Annotated in this window: 14 protein-coding genes and 2 pseudogenes; 6 read left to right on the forward strand and 10 right to left on the reverse strand. The window is 65.4% G+C overall.

The window, feature by feature from the left end:
• Positions 1 to 78: 78 nt before the first annotated feature.
• Positions 79 to 1,194 (reverse strand): oxidoreductase, encoded by a 1,116-nt coding sequence (locus AD72_RS15225; RefSeq protein WP_037345946.1) that lies wholly within the window; start codon positions 1,192 to 1,194, stop codon positions 79 to 81.
• A 179-nt stretch (positions 1,195 to 1,373) separates the two neighbouring features.
• Positions 1,374 to 1,763 carry a RidA family protein gene (locus AD72_RS15230; RefSeq protein ID WP_031467166.1) on the reverse strand — a complete coding sequence of 130 codons (390 nt, stop codon included), beginning with the start codon at positions 1,761 to 1,763 and terminating at the stop codon, positions 1,374 to 1,376.
• A 96-nt stretch (positions 1,764 to 1,859) separates the two neighbouring features.
• Between AD72_RS15230 and AD72_RS15235 the strand changes: the two are divergent.
• A pseudogene (locus tag AD72_RS15235) lies at positions 1,860 to 2,174 on the forward strand (winged helix-turn-helix transcriptional regulator); the annotation flags it as partial.
• Between the two features lie 100 nt (positions 2,175 to 2,274).
• On the opposite strand, the gene AD72_RS15240 reads toward AD72_RS15235, so the two are convergent.
• From AD72_RS15240 to AD72_RS15265, 6 genes are read right to left on the reverse strand one after another with little or no spacing between them, the layout of a single operon-like run.
• Entirely contained in the window at positions 2,275 to 3,618 is a 1,344-nt protein-coding gene (locus AD72_RS15240) for an MmgE/PrpD family protein (protein WP_037345947.1), read from the reverse strand.
• Positions 3,619 to 3,628: 10 nt separating this feature from the next.
• A complete protein-coding gene (locus AD72_RS15245) occupies positions 3,629 to 4,966 on the reverse strand; it encodes an MFS transporter (RefSeq protein ID WP_037345949.1) in 1,338 nt (445 codons plus the stop codon).
• Between the two features lie 16 nt (positions 4,967 to 4,982).
• Entirely contained in the window at positions 4,983 to 6,119 is a 1,137-nt protein-coding gene (locus tag AD72_RS15250; protein WP_031467170.1) for a 2-methylaconitate cis-trans isomerase PrpF family protein, read from the reverse strand.
• 2 nt (positions 6,120 to 6,121) lie between these two features.
• Positions 6,122 to 6,622, reverse strand: a complete 501-nt coding sequence (locus AD72_RS15255) for a LeuD/DmdB family oxidoreductase small subunit (protein WP_031467171.1) — start codon at positions 6,620 to 6,622, stop codon at positions 6,122 to 6,124.
• Positions 6,619 to 7,869 (reverse strand): 3-isopropylmalate dehydratase large subunit, encoded by a 1,251-nt coding sequence (locus tag AD72_RS15260; protein WP_031467172.1) that lies wholly within the window; start codon positions 7,867 to 7,869, stop codon positions 6,619 to 6,621. The genes AD72_RS15255 and AD72_RS15260 overlap by 4 nt, the downstream gene beginning before the upstream one ends.
• Entirely contained in the window at positions 7,862 to 8,731 is an 870-nt protein-coding gene (locus AD72_RS15265) for an isocitrate lyase/PEP mutase family protein (protein WP_082468964.1), read from the reverse strand. The genes AD72_RS15260 and AD72_RS15265 overlap by 8 nt, the downstream gene beginning before the upstream one ends.
• A 430-nt stretch (positions 8,732 to 9,161) precedes the next feature.
• Between AD72_RS15265 and AD72_RS15270 the strand changes: the two genes are divergently transcribed.
• The 3 genes from AD72_RS15270 to AD72_RS15280 all read left to right on the forward strand — a co-directional run bounded on the left by AD72_RS15270 (position 9,162) and on the right by AD72_RS15280 (position 11,912).
• Positions 9,162 to 10,394, forward strand: coding sequence for an IS110 family RNA-guided transposase (locus AD72_RS15270; RefSeq protein ID WP_082468965.1), 1,233 nt, complete (start codon positions 9,162 to 9,164; stop codon positions 10,392 to 10,394).
• Positions 10,395 to 10,484: 90 nt separating this feature from the next.
• Complete coding sequence (locus tag AD72_RS15275) at positions 10,485 to 11,288, forward strand: IclR family transcriptional regulator (RefSeq protein WP_231644843.1); 804 nt, start codon at positions 10,485 to 10,487, stop codon at positions 11,286 to 11,288.
• A 234-nt stretch (positions 11,289 to 11,522) separates the two neighbouring features.
• Positions 11,523 to 11,912: a Dabb family protein gene (locus AD72_RS15280; RefSeq protein WP_031467176.1), complete on the forward strand. Its 390-nt coding sequence runs from the start codon at positions 11,523 to 11,525 to the stop codon at positions 11,910 to 11,912.
• A gap of 709 nt (positions 11,913 to 12,621) precedes the next feature.
• Here the strand turns inward: AD72_RS15280 and AD72_RS15285 are convergent.
• On the reverse strand, positions 12,622 to 13,791 hold the full coding sequence (locus tag AD72_RS15285; protein WP_156365213.1) for a hypothetical protein: 1,170 nt from the start codon (positions 13,789 to 13,791) through the stop codon (positions 12,622 to 12,624).
• A 193-nt stretch (positions 13,792 to 13,984) separates the two neighbouring features.
• On the opposite strand from AD72_RS15285, the pseudogene AD72_RS38200 reads away from it, so the two are divergent.
• Positions 13,985 to 14,104 (forward strand): annotated as a pseudogene (locus AD72_RS38200) (helix-turn-helix domain-containing protein); the annotation flags it as partial.
• Between the two features lie 494 nt (positions 14,105 to 14,598).
• Here the strand turns inward: AD72_RS38200 and AD72_RS15290 are convergent.
• A complete protein-coding gene (locus tag AD72_RS15290; RefSeq protein ID WP_031467178.1) occupies positions 14,599 to 15,534 on the reverse strand; it encodes an NADP-dependent oxidoreductase in 936 nt (311 codons plus the stop codon).
• Positions 15,535 to 15,652: 118 nt separating this feature from the next.
• Between AD72_RS15290 and AD72_RS15295 the strand changes: the two genes are divergently transcribed.
• Positions 15,653 to 16,219 (forward strand): TetR family transcriptional regulator, encoded by a 567-nt coding sequence (locus tag AD72_RS15295; protein WP_031467179.1) that lies wholly within the window; start codon positions 15,653 to 15,655, stop codon positions 16,217 to 16,219.
• Positions 16,220 to 16,391 lie beyond the last annotated feature (172 nt).

A 16,391-nucleotide genomic window follows, 5' to 3' on the forward strand; every position in this document is an offset into this window, starting at 1 on the left:
ACCCGACGTGAACCGGCCCACGAGCGCGGCACCGGGCATCGGTGTACTCAAGGCGTCGTCGCGCTGGTATCTGCGTGCTCAGACGAGTTCGAGGTCTTTGATGTCGGCGAGTGGGGTGAGCAGATCCGCGACCGGTCGTGTGCTGACCTCGCGTCCTTCCCGGGCGGCGTGGACCCAATCGCGATCGGCGAGAGCGGGCTTGCCCAGGGTCACGATGTCCGCGATCCCGGAGGCGAGGACCGATCGGGCGGTATCAGGGTCGGTCAAACCCCCGTTCGCCAGGACCGTCGTACCGCTGTGTCGTTTCGCGTGTTCGGCGAGCGTAGCGGGACTGTCGTCGAACGCCGCCGCGGTCGCCTCGGGTTCGGTGGTGTGCAGGTAATGCAGTCCGGTCCGCCCGAGGACCCCGAACACGGTTTCGGCGTCCTTGCTTTCACCTGCCCACCGGTGCGCGGGGTCGCTGACTTTGGTCTGCGAGATCCGCATGCCCACCGTGGCCTCGGAACCCACGGCCTGCAACACGTCGTCGCAGAGCTCGACAGCCAGGCGGAGGCGGTTCTCCAGGCTGCCGCCGTAGTGGTCGGCCCGCTGGTTGGTGTAGTCGGTGAGGAATTGGTCGATGAGATACCCGTTGGCGCCGTGCAGTTCCACCCCGTCGAAGCCAACCCTGACCGCCCGACGCGCCGCCGCAACGAATCCGCGACGGATCTCGGTGATCTCGTCCAGGGTCAGTGCACGTGGTGTCCGGAACGTGCCACTGCCTCGGTAGAAGCTGAGCTGCCGGCCACGCGGGACGATGGCCGAGGGGCCTACGGTGTCGTCCCTGTGACGGTTTCCCTGGCTTTGCCCTCCCGCGTGCATGAGCTGGGCGATGATCGCCCCCTCGGCTCCGTGTACGGCACCGACGACTTCGCTCCAGGACTGTGCCTGTTCGCTGGTGGCCAGTCCAGGCTGGTTCCAATAGCCCTGGCTGTGTTCGGCATCCGGATACAGTCCCTCGGTGATGACCAGACCGAAACCACCGCGCACGAACCGCGCGTAATAACCGGCGATCCGACCGGTCGCCGCACCATCGCTGGTGGCACTGATCCGGGTCATGGGCGCCACCGCGACTCTGTTCGCCAGCGTGACACCGCCGACGGTGACGGGCATGAACAACGGATCAGCGGTACCGGCAGATGTTTCTGGATGCATTCCTTGATCACTTTCGTGTCTTCGAACTCGAACCAATCGAGTAACGGGACATTCGGACGGACAGCAGTTCCCGCAACGGCCGCACACCGGCAATCCGTGCCCTCGACAGCGCGCACCCCGGCGTGCCGCGCAGCCGTCACCTCACCACTTGCCGACCGCAAGCTGTGCGCAGGGCACGGTTATCGGGCGATCGCGATCGCGTCGATCTCCACCAGCCAGTCAGGCTGCGCGAGCCCAGCCACCTGCAACAGCGTGTCGGCCGGGTACGGTTCGGTGAAATACTCGCCACGCAGGCGGACGATCTGGTCGAGGTAGCTCATGTCGGTGACCATGATGGTCACCTTCACGACATCGGCGAGACTTCCACCGGCCTGGCCGAGCACTGTTGCCAGGTTCTGAAACGCCCTGCGCGCCTGGGTTTCGAAATCACCGGCACCGACGGTGTGACCGTGCTCGTCGATCCCTGCCTGACCGGAGACGAACACCAGACCGTTGGCCTTGATCGCCAGCGAGATGCGGTAGGGCTCATACCAGTCCGGGTCGTGTTCCACACGTTCAATCGAAGTCATACCGAAAGCCTCGGCCTTATACTCACAAATGGCAAGTACTGTCTTTTTTGACCTGTACTATCAGAATGTATAGTGACGAACTCCAGGGAGGTTCGAGTGCACCCTCGCATCAACGACGTAGCAGAAGAATGCACGGTCGAAGCCGCACTGGAGGTCCTCGGCGGCAAATGGAAGCTCGTCATCCTGCGACACCTCCTGGAGGGCACCAAGCGATTCGGTGAGCTCGACAGGGCCCTTCCCGGCATCACCGCGAGAATGCTGACCCGGCAACTGCGCGAACTGGAGACCGATGGCCTGGTGCTGCGCACCGTGCACCAGCAGGTACCACCCAAGGTCGAGTACTCCGTCACCGCAATCGGCGAGAGCCTGCGCACCATCACCGACCAACTCGAACAATGGGGCCGTACCTACCGGGCATGGGAACGCACCCTGCACGACGACACCAGCGGCCCGGGCGCGGAGGACGGCGCCTCCCCACACGACCGAAACGCCGGCAACAAGAGCCGGGGCGTCAGGCCCGCAGCGAAGCGATGAACGTCCGCATATCGGTTTCCGCACCCAGTTCGGCCACCGCATGGACGATCCTCCCGGCGCGATCGGCGCCGTACACCGGCTCGGCCAGACCGGTGAACTTCCCGCGCAGTGCCGCGTCGCCGATCCAGTTGTCCGGTTCGCCGAGTGGCAACGGGACCGATTCGGTGTATTCCTGATCGTGGATCCGTGCTGTCACCACGGTTTCGTGCGCGGACAGATCCCCGACCTCGGTGCTGATCCGGTCGGTCATCGCAGTCAGATCCGCTGCGCCGATACGCTGGTAGCTCTGCCAGTCCAGTTTCCCGTCCAGCCAGGCAGCCGCGACCTGGAAGTACACGCTGAACTGCGCGTCGACCGACCCCTGTGGGCGTAGCTTGGCCGCAACGGGCTCGCCGACGATCTTCATCGCGGTGGGAGAAAGATCGATCCGGATTTCCGCTTGTGCGCGTTCGGTTTCCGGCGCCCGAGCCCGGAGCGCGAGCGCGGCGTCGACGGCGGCATGGGTGAACCTGCAGGACGGGTACGGCTTGATCGCGGTCTCCAGCAGCGTCCACGTCTCGCCGAGCCCTTCGATCAGCGCGGCGGGATTGGGATCATCACTGTATCCGCGCAACAGACCGTACTGTCCGTCGATGGCATCGGCGGCCCCGCGCACGCCCGCTCCCGCGAGTGTGGCGCACACCAGCGCGTCGTGCGCGGCGAATCCGGGGTGCAGCCGCTTGTTCCATGCCCCGTTCGCCAGGTACTGCATGGTTCCTGCGGCTTTGCTCAGCGCGAGCCCGAACGCGTGCTCCACTGTTTCCTTGCCGAACGAACGCAGCCGGGCGATCGCCGCGACAGCCCCGAAAATCCCCGAGGTCGAGGTCAGATGGAAACCGCGATCGTAACTACTTGCCCCGACCGCGGCACCAACCCGGCAGCTCACCTCATAGCCGACGGCGAGCGCCTCGAGGAAGGCAGACCCATCCGCTCCGGTGCGCTCGGCCTCAGCAAGCGCTGCCGAGATGACCGGCGCACCGGGATGCCCGACCTGGAGATGGTTGGTGTCATCGAAATCGAGGGAATGCGCGTAACAGCCGTTGAGCAGCGCGGCGTACTGACTGCGGTAGCCGCGCGGTTCGCCGATCACCGTCGCGGAGCCATCACCGGGGTCGAGCGCATCGACAGCGGCGCGCACGGCGAGCACGTTCTCCGCGTGATTCGAGGCGAACGCCGAAATCCCGATGTAGTCGAGAACCAGATCGCGCAGCCGGGGCAGGACCAGTTCGGGAAGTCGCAACTCACTCGTCGTGAACTCGGCCAGTTTCGCGGTCGCGGACATGTCACTCCGATCAGATCGTGTCGAGTTGCCTGGCATTGGTGCGGGGTCCGAACACTGCGACCCCGATGCTCATCGCGAGAATGAGCAGCGCGCAGACGCCGAAGAGGGCACCGGCGCCGAAGGCATACAGCAACGGAAGCGTGATGAACGGGAACACGGCGGAAACCAGGCGGGACAAGGAATATGTTCGTCCTGCCGCCGTGCTGCGCACCGAGGTCGGGAACAGTTCAGGCGTATAGGAATGGCTGAGGTTGCCCATGATCACGTTGAACACGTTGAGCGCCGTACCGGCCAGCACCACCAGCCATGCCGAACTGGCGAGGCCGAAGAGCGCACCGCTCGCGGCGACCAGAACCGAGGAGATCACCAGCAGATGCTTGCGCTGGAAGCGTTCGGCGAACAATACGACCAGTGCGGCACCGATCGGATAGCCGCTGGCCGTCGCTGCCGTATAGCCAAGCGAGTGCAGGACGCTGAATCCCTTGTGTATCAACACCAGTGGCGCGATGCTGGAGAAGCCGAGCACCCCGATCGTCTGGCAGGCCCAGATCAGGCAGGCCAGCAGTGTCCGGCCGAGCAGCGGGCGGCGAAGCAGCTTCGGGCGTTCCTGCGCCTCCGCGGTGGACACGGGGTCCGGCTCGGCGGGAAGCGCATCACCGCCGATCTTGCGCAGTACCATGAGCGCCTCAGCCCGTCTGCCCTTGGCGGCCAGCCACCGTGGTGACTCACTGAGGCCCCGTCTGGTGAACCAGACCAGGACGGCGCCGAGCGCGCTGATGATCAGCAGCCACCGCCAGCTTTCCAGGCCCACCAGCAGACGCGGCAGGTTCGCGGCCAGCAGCGCCGAGATCGGCATGGCGAGCCAGCCGATGAAATAGCAAACCCCGACCAGCAGCCCGCGCCGCGCGGCCGGTACGAGCTCGGCGAGATAGGTGTCGACGAGTACCAGTTCGGCGCCGAGCCCGATGCCGACGATCACCCGCAGCACTACGAACACCGTCAGAGTCGGGGAAAGCGTGCACAGCAGCGAGAATCCTGCGTAGGCGAGCAGATTGATCTGGAACATCTTGCGCCGGCCGAACCGATCCGAAAGGGGGGCGAGCACTAGCGCGCCGATCAGCTCCCCGACGAACGCCGAGCCGATCACCATCGACTTGTCCAGTGTGGTTTCCGCCCATGGGGACGGGATCAGTGTGACAAGCAGGCTGCCGAGCCCGACCTCGAAGAAGTTGAAGAAGGTACCGATCCCCATCAGGGCGACGACGCGCCGATGCCATGAGCCGACCGGTAAGCGATCCAGATTCGCGGCGATTTCCGCGGATTCACTGCGCATCGGCGACGTTGCCATGCGTACTCCCGTTGGCTCAGAAGGTGGAACGCGGATAGTAGGCGGTAGCGTCCATCAGACGCCGCGCCGTTCGGCTGAACCCGAGCAGTCCGAAGTGGTCAGGCGAGCCCTCGACGCGCACCGGGGTAATGCCCGAGGGGTGCCCGGCAAGCAACAGGCCATCCGCACGGTTGGCGCTGATCTTTCCCGGTACCGAGTCTGGCACCCTTGACGCGGCGGCGAGGCAGATCGATGCGGTACCGGCGATGCTTTCGTGCAGCCGGTTCATGAACAGTAGACGGATCCGCAGATCCATGTCCCGCGCGGCGATATCGGCTCCGTTGAGCGTCTCGTAGTCCGCCGGAGCCGCGACCAGTCCGGCAAGCGGGATGCCAGGTGACTGCCTGTCCACCGCACGCCAGTCGGCGCAGAGACCGGCGAGCACGGCGGCCCGGCCACGCAGTTCGCGCACCCGGTCGATGAGCGCGGTGTTCTCGTTGATCTCCGCGCTGAGTTCGCTACCGGTGAGCCCGAAGTCTTCGGCGTTCGCCCAGACCGCGGGGTTACCGGCATCGCAGATGGTCACGGCAACGCGCGTTCCGTCGGACAGTTCGATGTCATCGACCGGGTTCCCGGTCGGCAGCAGTTTGCCGGTCTTGGCGCCGACGGTACCGCTCCAGTCCATCACGATCTCCGCGCCGGTACCGGGCACGCCCGGCAACGCGAAGTCACCATCCACTTTGGACTTCCCGTCCTCGACGGGCACGTGCGCCACCAGTTTTTTCCCGGTGTTGGTGTTGTGGATCCGCACTACGGTGATCCCGTCGACGGCCGGAACGATCCCCTCGTCGATCGCGAACGGCCCTACCCCGGACGAGATGTTGCCGCAGTTGCCGTTGTACCCGATCTCGTCATCGCCGATCGAGACCTGCGCGAAGGTGTAGTCCACATCGGCATCATCCCTTGTGGACGGTGCGATGATCGCCACCTTCGATGTGATCGGACGGGAACCGCCGAGCCCGTCGATCTGCAGTACGTCCGGGGTGCCCATCAGCCGTTTGAGCAGCCGGTCCCGTCGTGGTCCAGATGCGGGCAGATCGGATTCGTGGAAATACAGGCCCTTGCTCGTGCCGCCGCGCATGAGCACGCATCGGACCGTTTCCTGGTCGGACATCGTCATCCTTTCGCCGGCCGGAGTTTGCCGTCCAGTTCGAGCTGCCGGAAAAGCCCTCCTGCGTCGAGCACCGCACGCAGCAGTTCGGGCAACGGCGCGATCGGATGGACCGTTTCACCGGCGCGCAGGTTGCCTTCGGCGAGATCGATCAGCACCGTCTCCCCCTCGCCGATCAGGCTGGTCGCCGATGGCAGCGTCGCAGCGGGAAGGCCGTAGTTGATGCAGTTGCGGAAAAACAGGCTGTTGAACTGCTCCGCGACCAGTGCGGCGATGCCGAGTTCCCGGAACAGCAAGGGAACCGGCCTGCTCGAGCCGAGTCCGAAATTGCGCCCGGCCACGACGATGTCCCCCGGACGTACGAGCTGCGGCCATTCCGGCCTGCTCGCGTGGAACATGTGCCGTGCCGCTTCTTCGATCGGCAGCCGCATCGCGAAGCCCGGGTACATGTCGTCGGTGTTGATCCCATCACCGAACACCCACGCCCTGCCGCTGATCCGGTTCACGCGGCCACCTCCCGCACATCGCTGATGGCGCCCCGGATCGCGGAGGCGGCCACCGTCGCCGGTGAGGCCATGTACACCTCGGCCTCCGTACTTCCCATGCGCCCCTTGAAGTTCCGGGTGCTCGCGGTGATGCACACCTCGCCAGCTGCCAGAGTGCCCATGTGATAGCCGAAACAGGCCCCACAGGTCGGGTTGGTGACCGTCGCCCCCGCCTCGACGAGGTCGGCGAGCAGGCCTCGCTTGGACGCCTCGAGGTAGATCTGCTGGCTCGCCGGGGTGACGATCAGCCGCGTTCCACTGGCGACCTGTTGTCCTTTCAGGATCTCCGCGGCGACCTCGAGATCGGCGAGCTGTCCGTTCGCGCAGGAGCCGATGAACGCCTGGTCTATCCTGGTACCGGCGAGCTCCCCGACCGGTCCGGCGTTCTCGATCACGGTGCCCGGCCTGGCGACCATCGGCGAGATGCCGCTCAGCCCGATCCCGCGCACCGCAGAGTATTCGGCGTCCTCGTCCGGCCACACCGGTGCCGGTTCGGCATCCGGCACCGCGGCAGCGACATAGTCCAGGCAGCGCTGGTCGGCCGGGAAAATCGTGAAGTCCGCGCCGATCTCGGCTCCCTGGGTCGCGATGGTCCGCCGGTCGGTCATCGGCAGTTCGGCAAGGCCAGGACCGCCGAACTCGACGGCGTGCCCCGTTGCGTCGCCGTACTGACCCGCGATGTGCAGGAAGATGTCTTTTCCGTTGACCCACGGGCTTTTCCGCCCGCTGAGGGCATAGTGGACGGTGGGGGGAACCTGATGCCAGGTCCGCCCGGTGCATACGATCTGGAGCACCTCGGCGGGGCCGAGCCCGCGCGCCGCCGCACCGACGGCGCCGGCCGCGCAGGTGTGCGAATCGGTGCAGGCGACCACCCAGCCCGGCCTGGCGAGCCCCTGTTCGGCGAGTACCTGGTGGACGATGCCGTGCCGTCCCAGGTCGAACAGCTTCCGGATGCCGTGTTCGGCGGCGAAGGCTCGCGCCCTGCGGCCGGATTCCGCATCGCGTATCGACGGGGCGGGGACAGCGTGGTCGAACACGATCGCGATCCGGTCCGGATCCGCGACGCTGACCACATCGGCGAGCCGGTCATGGGCGAACTGGATGTCGATCAGCGCGGTCAGGTCCACCTCGCAAACGACGATCTCCCCGATTTCCGCGCGCCCGCCCGATGCCCGGCCGAGTACCTTCTGGATCAGCGTCTCACGCATCGGCGGCCTGCCCCGCGTAGCGCTCCCGCAGATTTTCCCAGAACGGCAGGCCGAGCGCGTCGAACATGCCGCGCGGCGAATCCTGCCCATCCGTACCCACGTCTCCGTGCCTCGCACGTTCCAGCGCGGCACGCATCGCGGCAGCCGCGCTGCCCACGCACAGGCCTGGCATGATCACCAGCGCGTAGCCGAGTTCGGCGAGCTCGGCCAATTCGACCTGCGGCGTCTTGCCGCGCGGAACCAGATTGAACAACGCAGGCGCCGTCACCTCGGCAGGCACCCGCCGCACCTCGTCGACCGAGCCCGGTGCTTCGAGAAACACCAGATCAGCACCGGCCTCGGCGTACAGGTTGACCCGCCGCACCGCCTCATCGAAACCGTGCACGGCACAGGCATCGGTACGCCCGATCAGCACCGTTTCCGGATCGCGCCGGGCCGCCGCGGCGGCTTCGATCTTGCGGGCGAACTCCTCGGCGTCCACGACCCGCTTGCCGTCGAGGTGACCGCAGCGCTTCGGGAACTCCTGGTCCTCGAGCTGGATCGCCGCGGCACCCACCCGCTCGTAGAGTTGGACCGTGCGGTAGGCGTGCGTGACATCACCGAAGCCGGTGTCCGCGTCCGCGATGACCGGGACGTCCATCCTGCACGAAACCAGCGACAACTGCTGCACGAACTCCGTCTGCGTAGCGAGGCCGACGTCCGGCAGCCCGTTCACCGCCGCGACAGCCGCGCCCGACAGGTAGCCGGCACGGAACCCCGCGCTCACCGTCAATGCCGCGGACAGCCCGTCGAACACGCCGGGCGCCACCACCGCAGACCGCTCGGCAAGCAGCTCCCGCAACCGGGAACGGATCTCCGACACGAAACCACTCCTTCGCAATGCTGCATCGTGAGCATGATTGCCACAATGCGGTTCACTTTCCGATGAAGTGTCCCCCCTAATCGGTTGTAGTGATGGTTCTTCCGGCTTGTAATCGAGTCGGTTGGCGCTGGTCCTCCGGTGGGCGACGCCTGGGTCCTCCCCGTCGTTCGACGACTTCTGACAGAACGGCGCGTCTGCCGGTGGACCAGCGATCGTGGTGCTGGGATGTCGTTGCTCGAGTCCGCCGCAGGAGGTGACCTCTTCTCGTGTTTTCCCGAGCCGTGAGCTCTTCGATAGAACGAGGTTCCTGCGGTGTGCTGGAGTCACGAACGGCTACTGAGATGACGGACCATCGAGTCCCGCGATTAGGGCGCTGCGTGACCCTGCCTGGACCCGTGAACAGCAGAAACACTAAAGGAGACGTGACAGCTTGACACTGTTCTGCGGCATCGACTGGGCCAACTCCCACCACGATGTCGCCATCATCAACGACACCGGCACCGTGGTCGCGAAAGCCCGCATCGGCGACGACGCGGCCGGGTTCGCCTGTCTGCTGGACCTGCTGGCCGAGGCCGGTGACACCCCCGAGGCGCAGATCCCGGTCGGGATCGAAATCGACCACGGGCTGCTCGCCTCGACGTTGCGCGCGACCGGTCGCACCATTTACGCGATCAACCCACTCTCGGCGTCGCGGTATCGGGCCCGGCACCAGGTTTCGGGCGCGAAATCCGACGCCGCGGACGCGGTCATGCTGGCCAACATCATCCGCCAGGACGTCGACGCGCACCGGCCAATGCCCGCCGACACCGACCTCGCCCAGGCTGTCCGGGTGCTGGCACGCGCGCAGCAGGACGCGGTCTGGGCCCGTCAGCAGCTGGGCAACCAACTGCGGTCGCTGCTCAAGGAGTTTTACCCGGCCGCGCTGGAGGCGTTCGCCGGACAGCCCGAGAAAGGCCTGGCCCGCCGGGACGCCCGCACCGTCCTCGCGGCCGCCCCGACACCCGCGCTCGCGGCGAAGCTGACCCGAACACGACTGCGAACGTTGCTGACCAAATCCGGGCGACGCCGCAACGTCGATACCGACGTCGACCGGCTCTATGGGATCTTCCGGGCGGAGCGGTTGCGGCAGCCACCCGTGGTGGAGAATGCGATGGGTATTCAGTTTTCCGCTCTGCTGAGCCAATTCGAGGCCGCCTGCGGTGCCGCCGACGACCTGGCGGAGGCCGCGCGGACACATTTTGAACAGCACCCGGACGCCAAGATCATCACCAGTTTCCCCGGTCTCGGGTTGCTGGCCGGCGCCCGGGTGCTCGCCGAAATCGGAGACGACCGAACTCGCTTCACCGACCCACGCGGCCTGAAAGCCTACGCCGGATCCGCGCCGATCACCCGCGCCAGCGGCCGAAAAACCGTTGTCTTGCACCGGCACATCAAAAACCGGCGCCTGGCAGCGGTCGGACCGGTCTGGGCACTCTCGTCGCTGCGCGCCTCGCCAGGGGCGAGACGTCACTTCGACGCTCGCCGCGCCGCCGGAGACTGGAACCACCAAGCCCAACGCCACCTGTTCAACAAATTCCTCGGACAGCTCCACCACTGCCTGCAAACGCGCTGCCTCTACGACGAACATCAGGCCTTTCCACCTCCACTCGCCGTCGCGGCTTGACTGCTAACAACCTGAGATGTCTGTCAAGGGCTTGACAGGGGGGACAGCGGCATGCAAGTTTGGCCACTTAGCGGCAACTATTGCCGCACTGTGGGAAGCGAGGTCGTCAACGTGCCACCCGATCGGGAACGAACCGACGGCGGTTCGGTGCAGGTCGTGCGCAAGTCAGCACAGATACTCGACTGCTTCTCCGCTACGACCCCGAGGCTGCGCGCCTCCGACATCGTTCAGGCCACCGGCATGCCGACCTCGACCGTCGCACGCATCCTGCGCACCCTGGTCGGCGAGAACCTGCTCCAGCGTCAGGGACAGGAGTACAGCATCGGCCTGCGTGTCACCGCCTGGTCCGCGGCGGCGAAAGCCGGATCCGATCTGCTCGCCGCGGCCGGACCGCACATCACCGCGCTGCGCGACCGCAGCCGGGAATCCTGCGGCATCTACGTCCGCCAGGGCACTAACCGGGTCTCCGTGCTCGGCGCCGAATCCACGCACTCCATCATCTACCGCGGCTACATAGGCCAAATCCTGCCGCTGCAGGCGAGCGCGGCCGGGAAAGTGCTGATGGCCTACGACGAACAGGCCCATCAGGCGGTACTCGAAGAAGGGTTACCCGGCTACACCGAACACAGCATCACCGACCCGCAGGTGCTCGAGAAGCTGCTCGACCAGGTCCGCGAACAGGGCTGGGCCTTCACCGAGGAGGAACGGGAACCCGGACTGAACTCACTGGCCGCGCCCATTTTCGGGGCAGGAGAAACGCTCGTCGCCGCCGTCGCCATTGGCGCGCCGTCGTTCCGGCTGACCAGAGCCGTCGCCGAGGAACTCTCGGCCGATGTCACGGCGACCGCCGCCGCGATCTCCCGCGCCCTGCTGGCAGGCGAACCAGCGCAGTAACCACCCACCGCACCGAACACCGCAGTGTCCACACGGTCAGCACGGCACGGAACGCGGTCACCACCAGCCTCGTACTGATAGGCACAGCATATCCTCTGCCAACGACTCAATCACCGATGTCGATCGGCGGCAATCAACAGCATTGAAAACCATCGCAGTTGATGCAACCTTCAAGCGCGTTAGCATGGTATTGCCGACCGGGGTCGGCAATACCATGTCGAAGAAAGGCAAGCCGTGATTCATCACAGCATCCGATTCACCTTCAGGCCCGATGTCACCGCAGAACAGCGTGAGCAGGTCCTGGAAAGCCTGCGCCACCAAGGCCGCTCCATTCCAGAAGTGCGGTCCTTCATCGTCGGCCGCGACCACGGCGGCGAATACGAATGGGGCGCCACCTACCTGATCGAAGACCTCGACAGCTACTGGAACTACCTCATCCACCCCACTCATCTGCACACCGACCGAATCGGCTGGCCATTACTCGACCAGTTCCTCTCCTTCGACATCACCGACGACCTAGACCCCGAACTCGGCAACAAGATCGCCACACTGCACCAGCGCCGATTCAACGAATACCCGGAACTCGCGAACATCATCAACGATCAATACTCCCAAGGCTCCTGATCTGACATCCACTGTCCGAACGGTCACTTTTGTGGACAGGTGGCCGAACCAAGCCAGCTATTACCAATACCGTCAGCGGGCACAGGAATGAGGGATCCTTTCGATGTTACCGCCGGAGGGTCCGTAACGGGTTGATCTGACAGCCCCACGGGTGAAGCCAGATCTGCTGACCACCTGAATGTCAGGGATGGGCGGCAAGACGCGATGTGGCGCTGCTTTCGGATCGAACCGCTGTCGGCGCCTGCCGTGCGTATCGCGCGGTAGACAGTAATCGAATCGTCCTCGCCGCCGGAGAGGCGAGAAACATCGCGTAGCAGCGTCCGAATGAGTACGAGAGCGCCTCAACGTCACGTGTGAGCGGACGCAGTTTTCGCGGCCCCAACAAGGGTCATGGTCACGTGAGTCTCGTTCAATCCACCGACCGGCCCTCGAGTTCGAGTACCGCTTCCAGAACCGCCAAGAGCGCGGGGCTCTGATCGTCGCGCCGACAGGCCAGCCGCAGGTCCACATCGGAAAAGAGGCCTTCCGTGTCACCATTCGGGACATAAGCCGTCCTGCGCTGCGCGCATGGCCAACGGCAGCAACACACGCGGGTCTATCGGCGTCCTTCTACAGCACCACCCCGGACAGCCCCATGGAGTACTGGGAAGCCGCAAGCGCGAGTAGCGCGACCGGCTCACCGTCGCCGCGGGCGAGGTTGCACTGTGAGTTACCGCGGCGGCGACAGAGGAAGGACTGCACCAGCTCGATCAGCGATGGTGCGCAGGTGATCGCCCCACCTTTCACGACAAGCCGGGCACAGTCCAACGCCGGAAAACTCGCCAAGCTCAGCGGTACCGTAGAACTCCTTGCGTATGCAGTCCGGACACTTTTCTTCGTCCGGCCGCTCGAGCATCTCAGCGAAACCGTCGAACAGCAGGCGATCTTGCAGTGTCATGACTTGTGTGTAGCGTTCTTCGAAGTCCTCCGCCGTGCGCGGATCGCTGCGGTACCAGAGCTTGAAGTTCTTGCGGGCCTCGTCGATCACCGCTTGCGTCTCCGGCCGTCCGGCCATCAGGCCATCCTCGACGAACCGGTACCGGCGCATCATGAGGTGGATGGGTCCGCCGACGAAGCGGCAGAATTGCACAGCCGCACGCCGATCCGGCCGATGAGACCAGTTCGCATCCAGCGCCCAGAGGACTTCGCGGTTGGCCCGGTAGGCGTCCTGCCGGAGTTGGGGGTCGGCGTACGCGAAGACATTGCAGATCTCGCCCTCCGCGCGGTGCTTGTGGAAGGCCACGCTGTCGTACAACGTGGCGGCAACCTCCATCAGTGCCCGGTATTCCGGCTCGGAGAGCCAGTTTTCGCTGTCATTGCAGGCGATTGCCGCATTGAGGTAGAAGCGGAACATGCCATCGCAGTCACGGATGCGAAAGTAGTCGGCGGGAGAATGAGCAAGCGCCTCGGCATAGCGCTGATACAGCCGCGAACCGCGTCGGTTGCTGGCCTTTTCGGTCATGAACAGCAGTGACGCACGATATTCGCGGCCCATGGGCTCGCGCATCGATGTGCCGCCGAACAAGATATCGAGTTGTTCGTCGATGTCATAGCCGAGCGGGCAAGGGTCATTGACGACATCGAGTAGGGCACCGTTGTACTCGGCGACGATGGCAATGCCGCCGAGTCGAGCGAGCGCGATGTAACGGTCCCAGTTGGTGTACTCGGGTACCACGCAACGGTTGTACTCCCACGTGACCGCAAGCGCCTCAGGAATCTTCTCCGACGGTATGGCGCTGGAGCGCATGTCGTCGGCAAGAACATCGGGATAGAACCAACGATCCCCGGAGAAAGCGTCCGGTACAGGTCTTTCCGACGCGATCGAAGTACGAGTACTCACGAACGAACCTCACAATCATCCGAAGCGGATCCCTCGGGGACCATGACTGTGTCGGCAACCGTAGAAGGACCGGTAGGACCTGTCGATCCGTGGTTCCGCCGCGCGGAACCCCCGAAAACTCCAAGGAGGTGGCAGGCGGTATGAGCGGGCAAAGGGTGCTCCGCGGTTGTCGGTGGAGCAGAAGGTGCAGGCCGTGCTCGGGCATGAGTTTTCGATCGCCGAGGCGGCCCGGCGGTACGGCGTAGCGGAATACACGATTGCCCGTTGGCGGGATTGGTTCGTCGCTGCGGGCATCGCGCGGCTGGAGCAGCGCACCCCACCGGGCCCGGATGGACAGGCTGGGACCGCGGAGGTGCGCCGGTCGCGGACAGCGAACCAGCAACTCAAGCCGACGCCGGTGGAGACGACGGTGCACGTGCGGATCCGACAGAGAGCGGCGAACAGGTCCAGCGGACCCCTTCCCCAGCATGAAGCCCTAAGGAACCAATACCGGATGCCGGTCACCCGATTCGCCCGCTGGCCGGTATTCCGGAGCGGAGCTACCGGCGCCGGCTCGCCCGCACCCGGCACGAACTGCCCGTCAAGGGCCCTTTGTCGCACCCGGCCTGCGAGCGGATCGACCGGTCGCGGTCAAGTACGCCGCGGCCTGGCCCGCGTGGGGCCACTGCAAGATCGCCGCCCTGCTCCGCGCCGACGGGCACCGGGTATCGACCTCGATCGTCGCCCGGATCCTGCGGGCACGCGGGCTGATGCTGCCGCAAAGGTTCCGCGCCGAAGGGAAGGCCGAGAGGTGGGCGGATGTGAGGGTCAGGTGGTGGTGGTGATGATGAGCTTGCCGCCTTTGGGGGTGCCTTCGCGCTCGAGTTCGGTGAGTGCCTTGATGGCCTCGGGGAGCGGCACCGTGCGGGCGATCCGCACCCGTATTGTGCCGCGTCCGGCGGCTTGTGCGACCTCCTCGAGGTCTGCGGTGACGGGCCTGGTGATCAAGACGTTGTACGGGCCCGGGAGTGCGCTCTTTGCGATGCTCGCGGGGCTGGGGTGGATACCGACGATGCGCCCGCCCGGCCTGAGCATCTTTTTCGCAGCGTCCGTTGGGAGCGTATCGGCAGTGTCGACGACGAGGTCGAACCGGCCGCGCAGCGTCGCCGGATCGAAGCCGAATTCGACGATCGGGTCGAGACCGAGATCGCGCGCGTCGTGTGTGGCAGTATCACGGCAACTGCCTCCCACTGCGGCGCCGTGCGCCAGCGCGATCTGGGCGGCGGCTCGGCCGACTCCACCGAGGCAGCCGTTGACGAAGACCGATTGACCTGGCTGCAGCTTTCCCTTGTTGACCACGGCCTGGAGTGCGGTGAGACCAACGGTCGGGATGGCGGCAGCCTCCTCGAAGGAGAGGTTCCCGGGCTTTTTCACCACCCCTTTCTCCGCGGCCAGCACCATCTCGGCGAAAGCCCCCGATGCTTTGATCGACGTCCCGCCGAGCACTTCGTCGCCGACGGCGAGCCGAGTGACGCCCTCGCCGACCGCCTCGACAACACCCGCGAAGTCATAGCCCAGTCCGCGCGGGAACTTCCGCCCCGTCACCACCTTCATGGCGCCGCCGCGGATGCCCCAGTCCATCGGATTGGCCGCGGCTGCCCGCACGCGGACCAGAACCTCGCCCGAACCAGGAGGAGCCGGCTCGAAATCCTCCAGGCGCATGACTTCGGGGCCGCCGTACTGGTGGTACTGGATGCGCTTCATCAGGCCCTCCACAAGCTGATGTCATCGAATGACATCACTCTACCACGGTGATGTCATTGAGTGACATCGCGCTGAGTGGAGCCATGTGTCACGAGGTGACATCACCTACACTCGCGGCATGGGACGGTGGAAGCCTGGAGCTGGTGACCGGCTACGCGAGGCCGCACTGTCGCTCTATCTTGAGCGCGGCTTCGAACAGACGATGGTGACCGACATAGCCGAACAGGCGGGTGTCACCGCCCGCACCTTCTTCCGGTATTTCGCCGACAAACGCGAGGTCCTCTTCGACGATTCCGCTGACCTGGAAGAGAAGGCGCTGACTGTTCTCGACGGCCTGCCTGCCACGACGTCGGCGCTGGATGCCGTCGCGGCCGTGCTCGACACCGTGGCCCAGATGGTGGGTGGCGACCGCGAGCTCGCACGAAAGCGACAGGCCGTGATCATGGCCAACGCCGATCTCCGCGAACGCGAGTTGATCAAGCTCACCTCCCTGTCAGCCGCCCTGGCCGACAGGTTGCGACAGCGAGGCATCGGCGACGTCGAGGCCAGCCTGGCCGCCGAAACCAGCATCGCCGTGTTCCGCGTCGCCTTCTCGCGATGGGCCACCGCCACCGACGATCAAGACCTACAAAACATCATTCACCAGACATTGGACCGACTGCGGACCCTGGCCACCAGCCGCTGACCACCGTCCCGCCCGCCACGGTGGCGGGGTCTGTCGCGGTAAGGGTCTATCAGGGTAACGGTGTTTCCGGCGATGCACACCCTGACCGTGCCCCATGGCTCGCCAAGGGGTCTGTCCAGATAATGGCTCTGGCGCACTGGGCCTGTCATATCAACGGCTCTGTCGCACTTTT

Source organism: Sciscionella sediminilitoris (assembly GCF_000737195.2).
GTDB lineage: Bacteria > Actinomycetota > Actinomycetes > Mycobacteriales > Pseudonocardiaceae > Sciscionella > Sciscionella sediminilitoris.

Excerpts from the sequence above, each read along its gene's own strand:
- AD72_RS15245 (WP_037345949.1), bottom strand. The coding sequence starts at position 4,966 with ATGGCAACGTCGCCGATGCGCAGTGAATCCGCGGAAATCGCCGCGAAT.
- AD72_RS15290 (WP_031467178.1), bottom strand. The coding sequence starts at position 15,534 with ATGAAGCGCATCCAGTACCACCAGTACGGCGGCCCCGAAGTCATGCGC.
- AD72_RS15260 (WP_031467172.1), bottom strand. The coding sequence starts at position 7,869 with ATGCGTGAGACGCTGATCCAGAAGGTACTCGGCCGGGCATCGGGCGGG.
- AD72_RS15295 (WP_031467179.1), top strand. The coding sequence starts at position 15,653 with ATGGGACGGTGGAAGCCTGGAGCTGGTGACCGGCTACGCGAGGCCGCA.
- AD72_RS15225 (WP_037345946.1), bottom strand. The coding sequence starts at position 1,194 with ATGCATCCAGAAACATCTGCCGGTACCGCTGATCCGTTGTTCATGCCC.
- AD72_RS15240 (WP_037345947.1), bottom strand. The coding sequence starts at position 3,618 with ATGTCCGCGACCGCGAAACTGGCCGAGTTCACGACGAGTGAGTTGCGA.
- AD72_RS15230 (WP_031467166.1), bottom strand. The coding sequence starts at position 1,763 with ATGACTTCGATTGAACGTGTGGAACACGACCCGGACTGGTATGAGCCC.
- AD72_RS15250 (WP_031467170.1), bottom strand. The coding sequence starts at position 6,119 with ATGTCCGACCAGGAAACGGTCCGATGCGTGCTCATGCGCGGCGGCACG.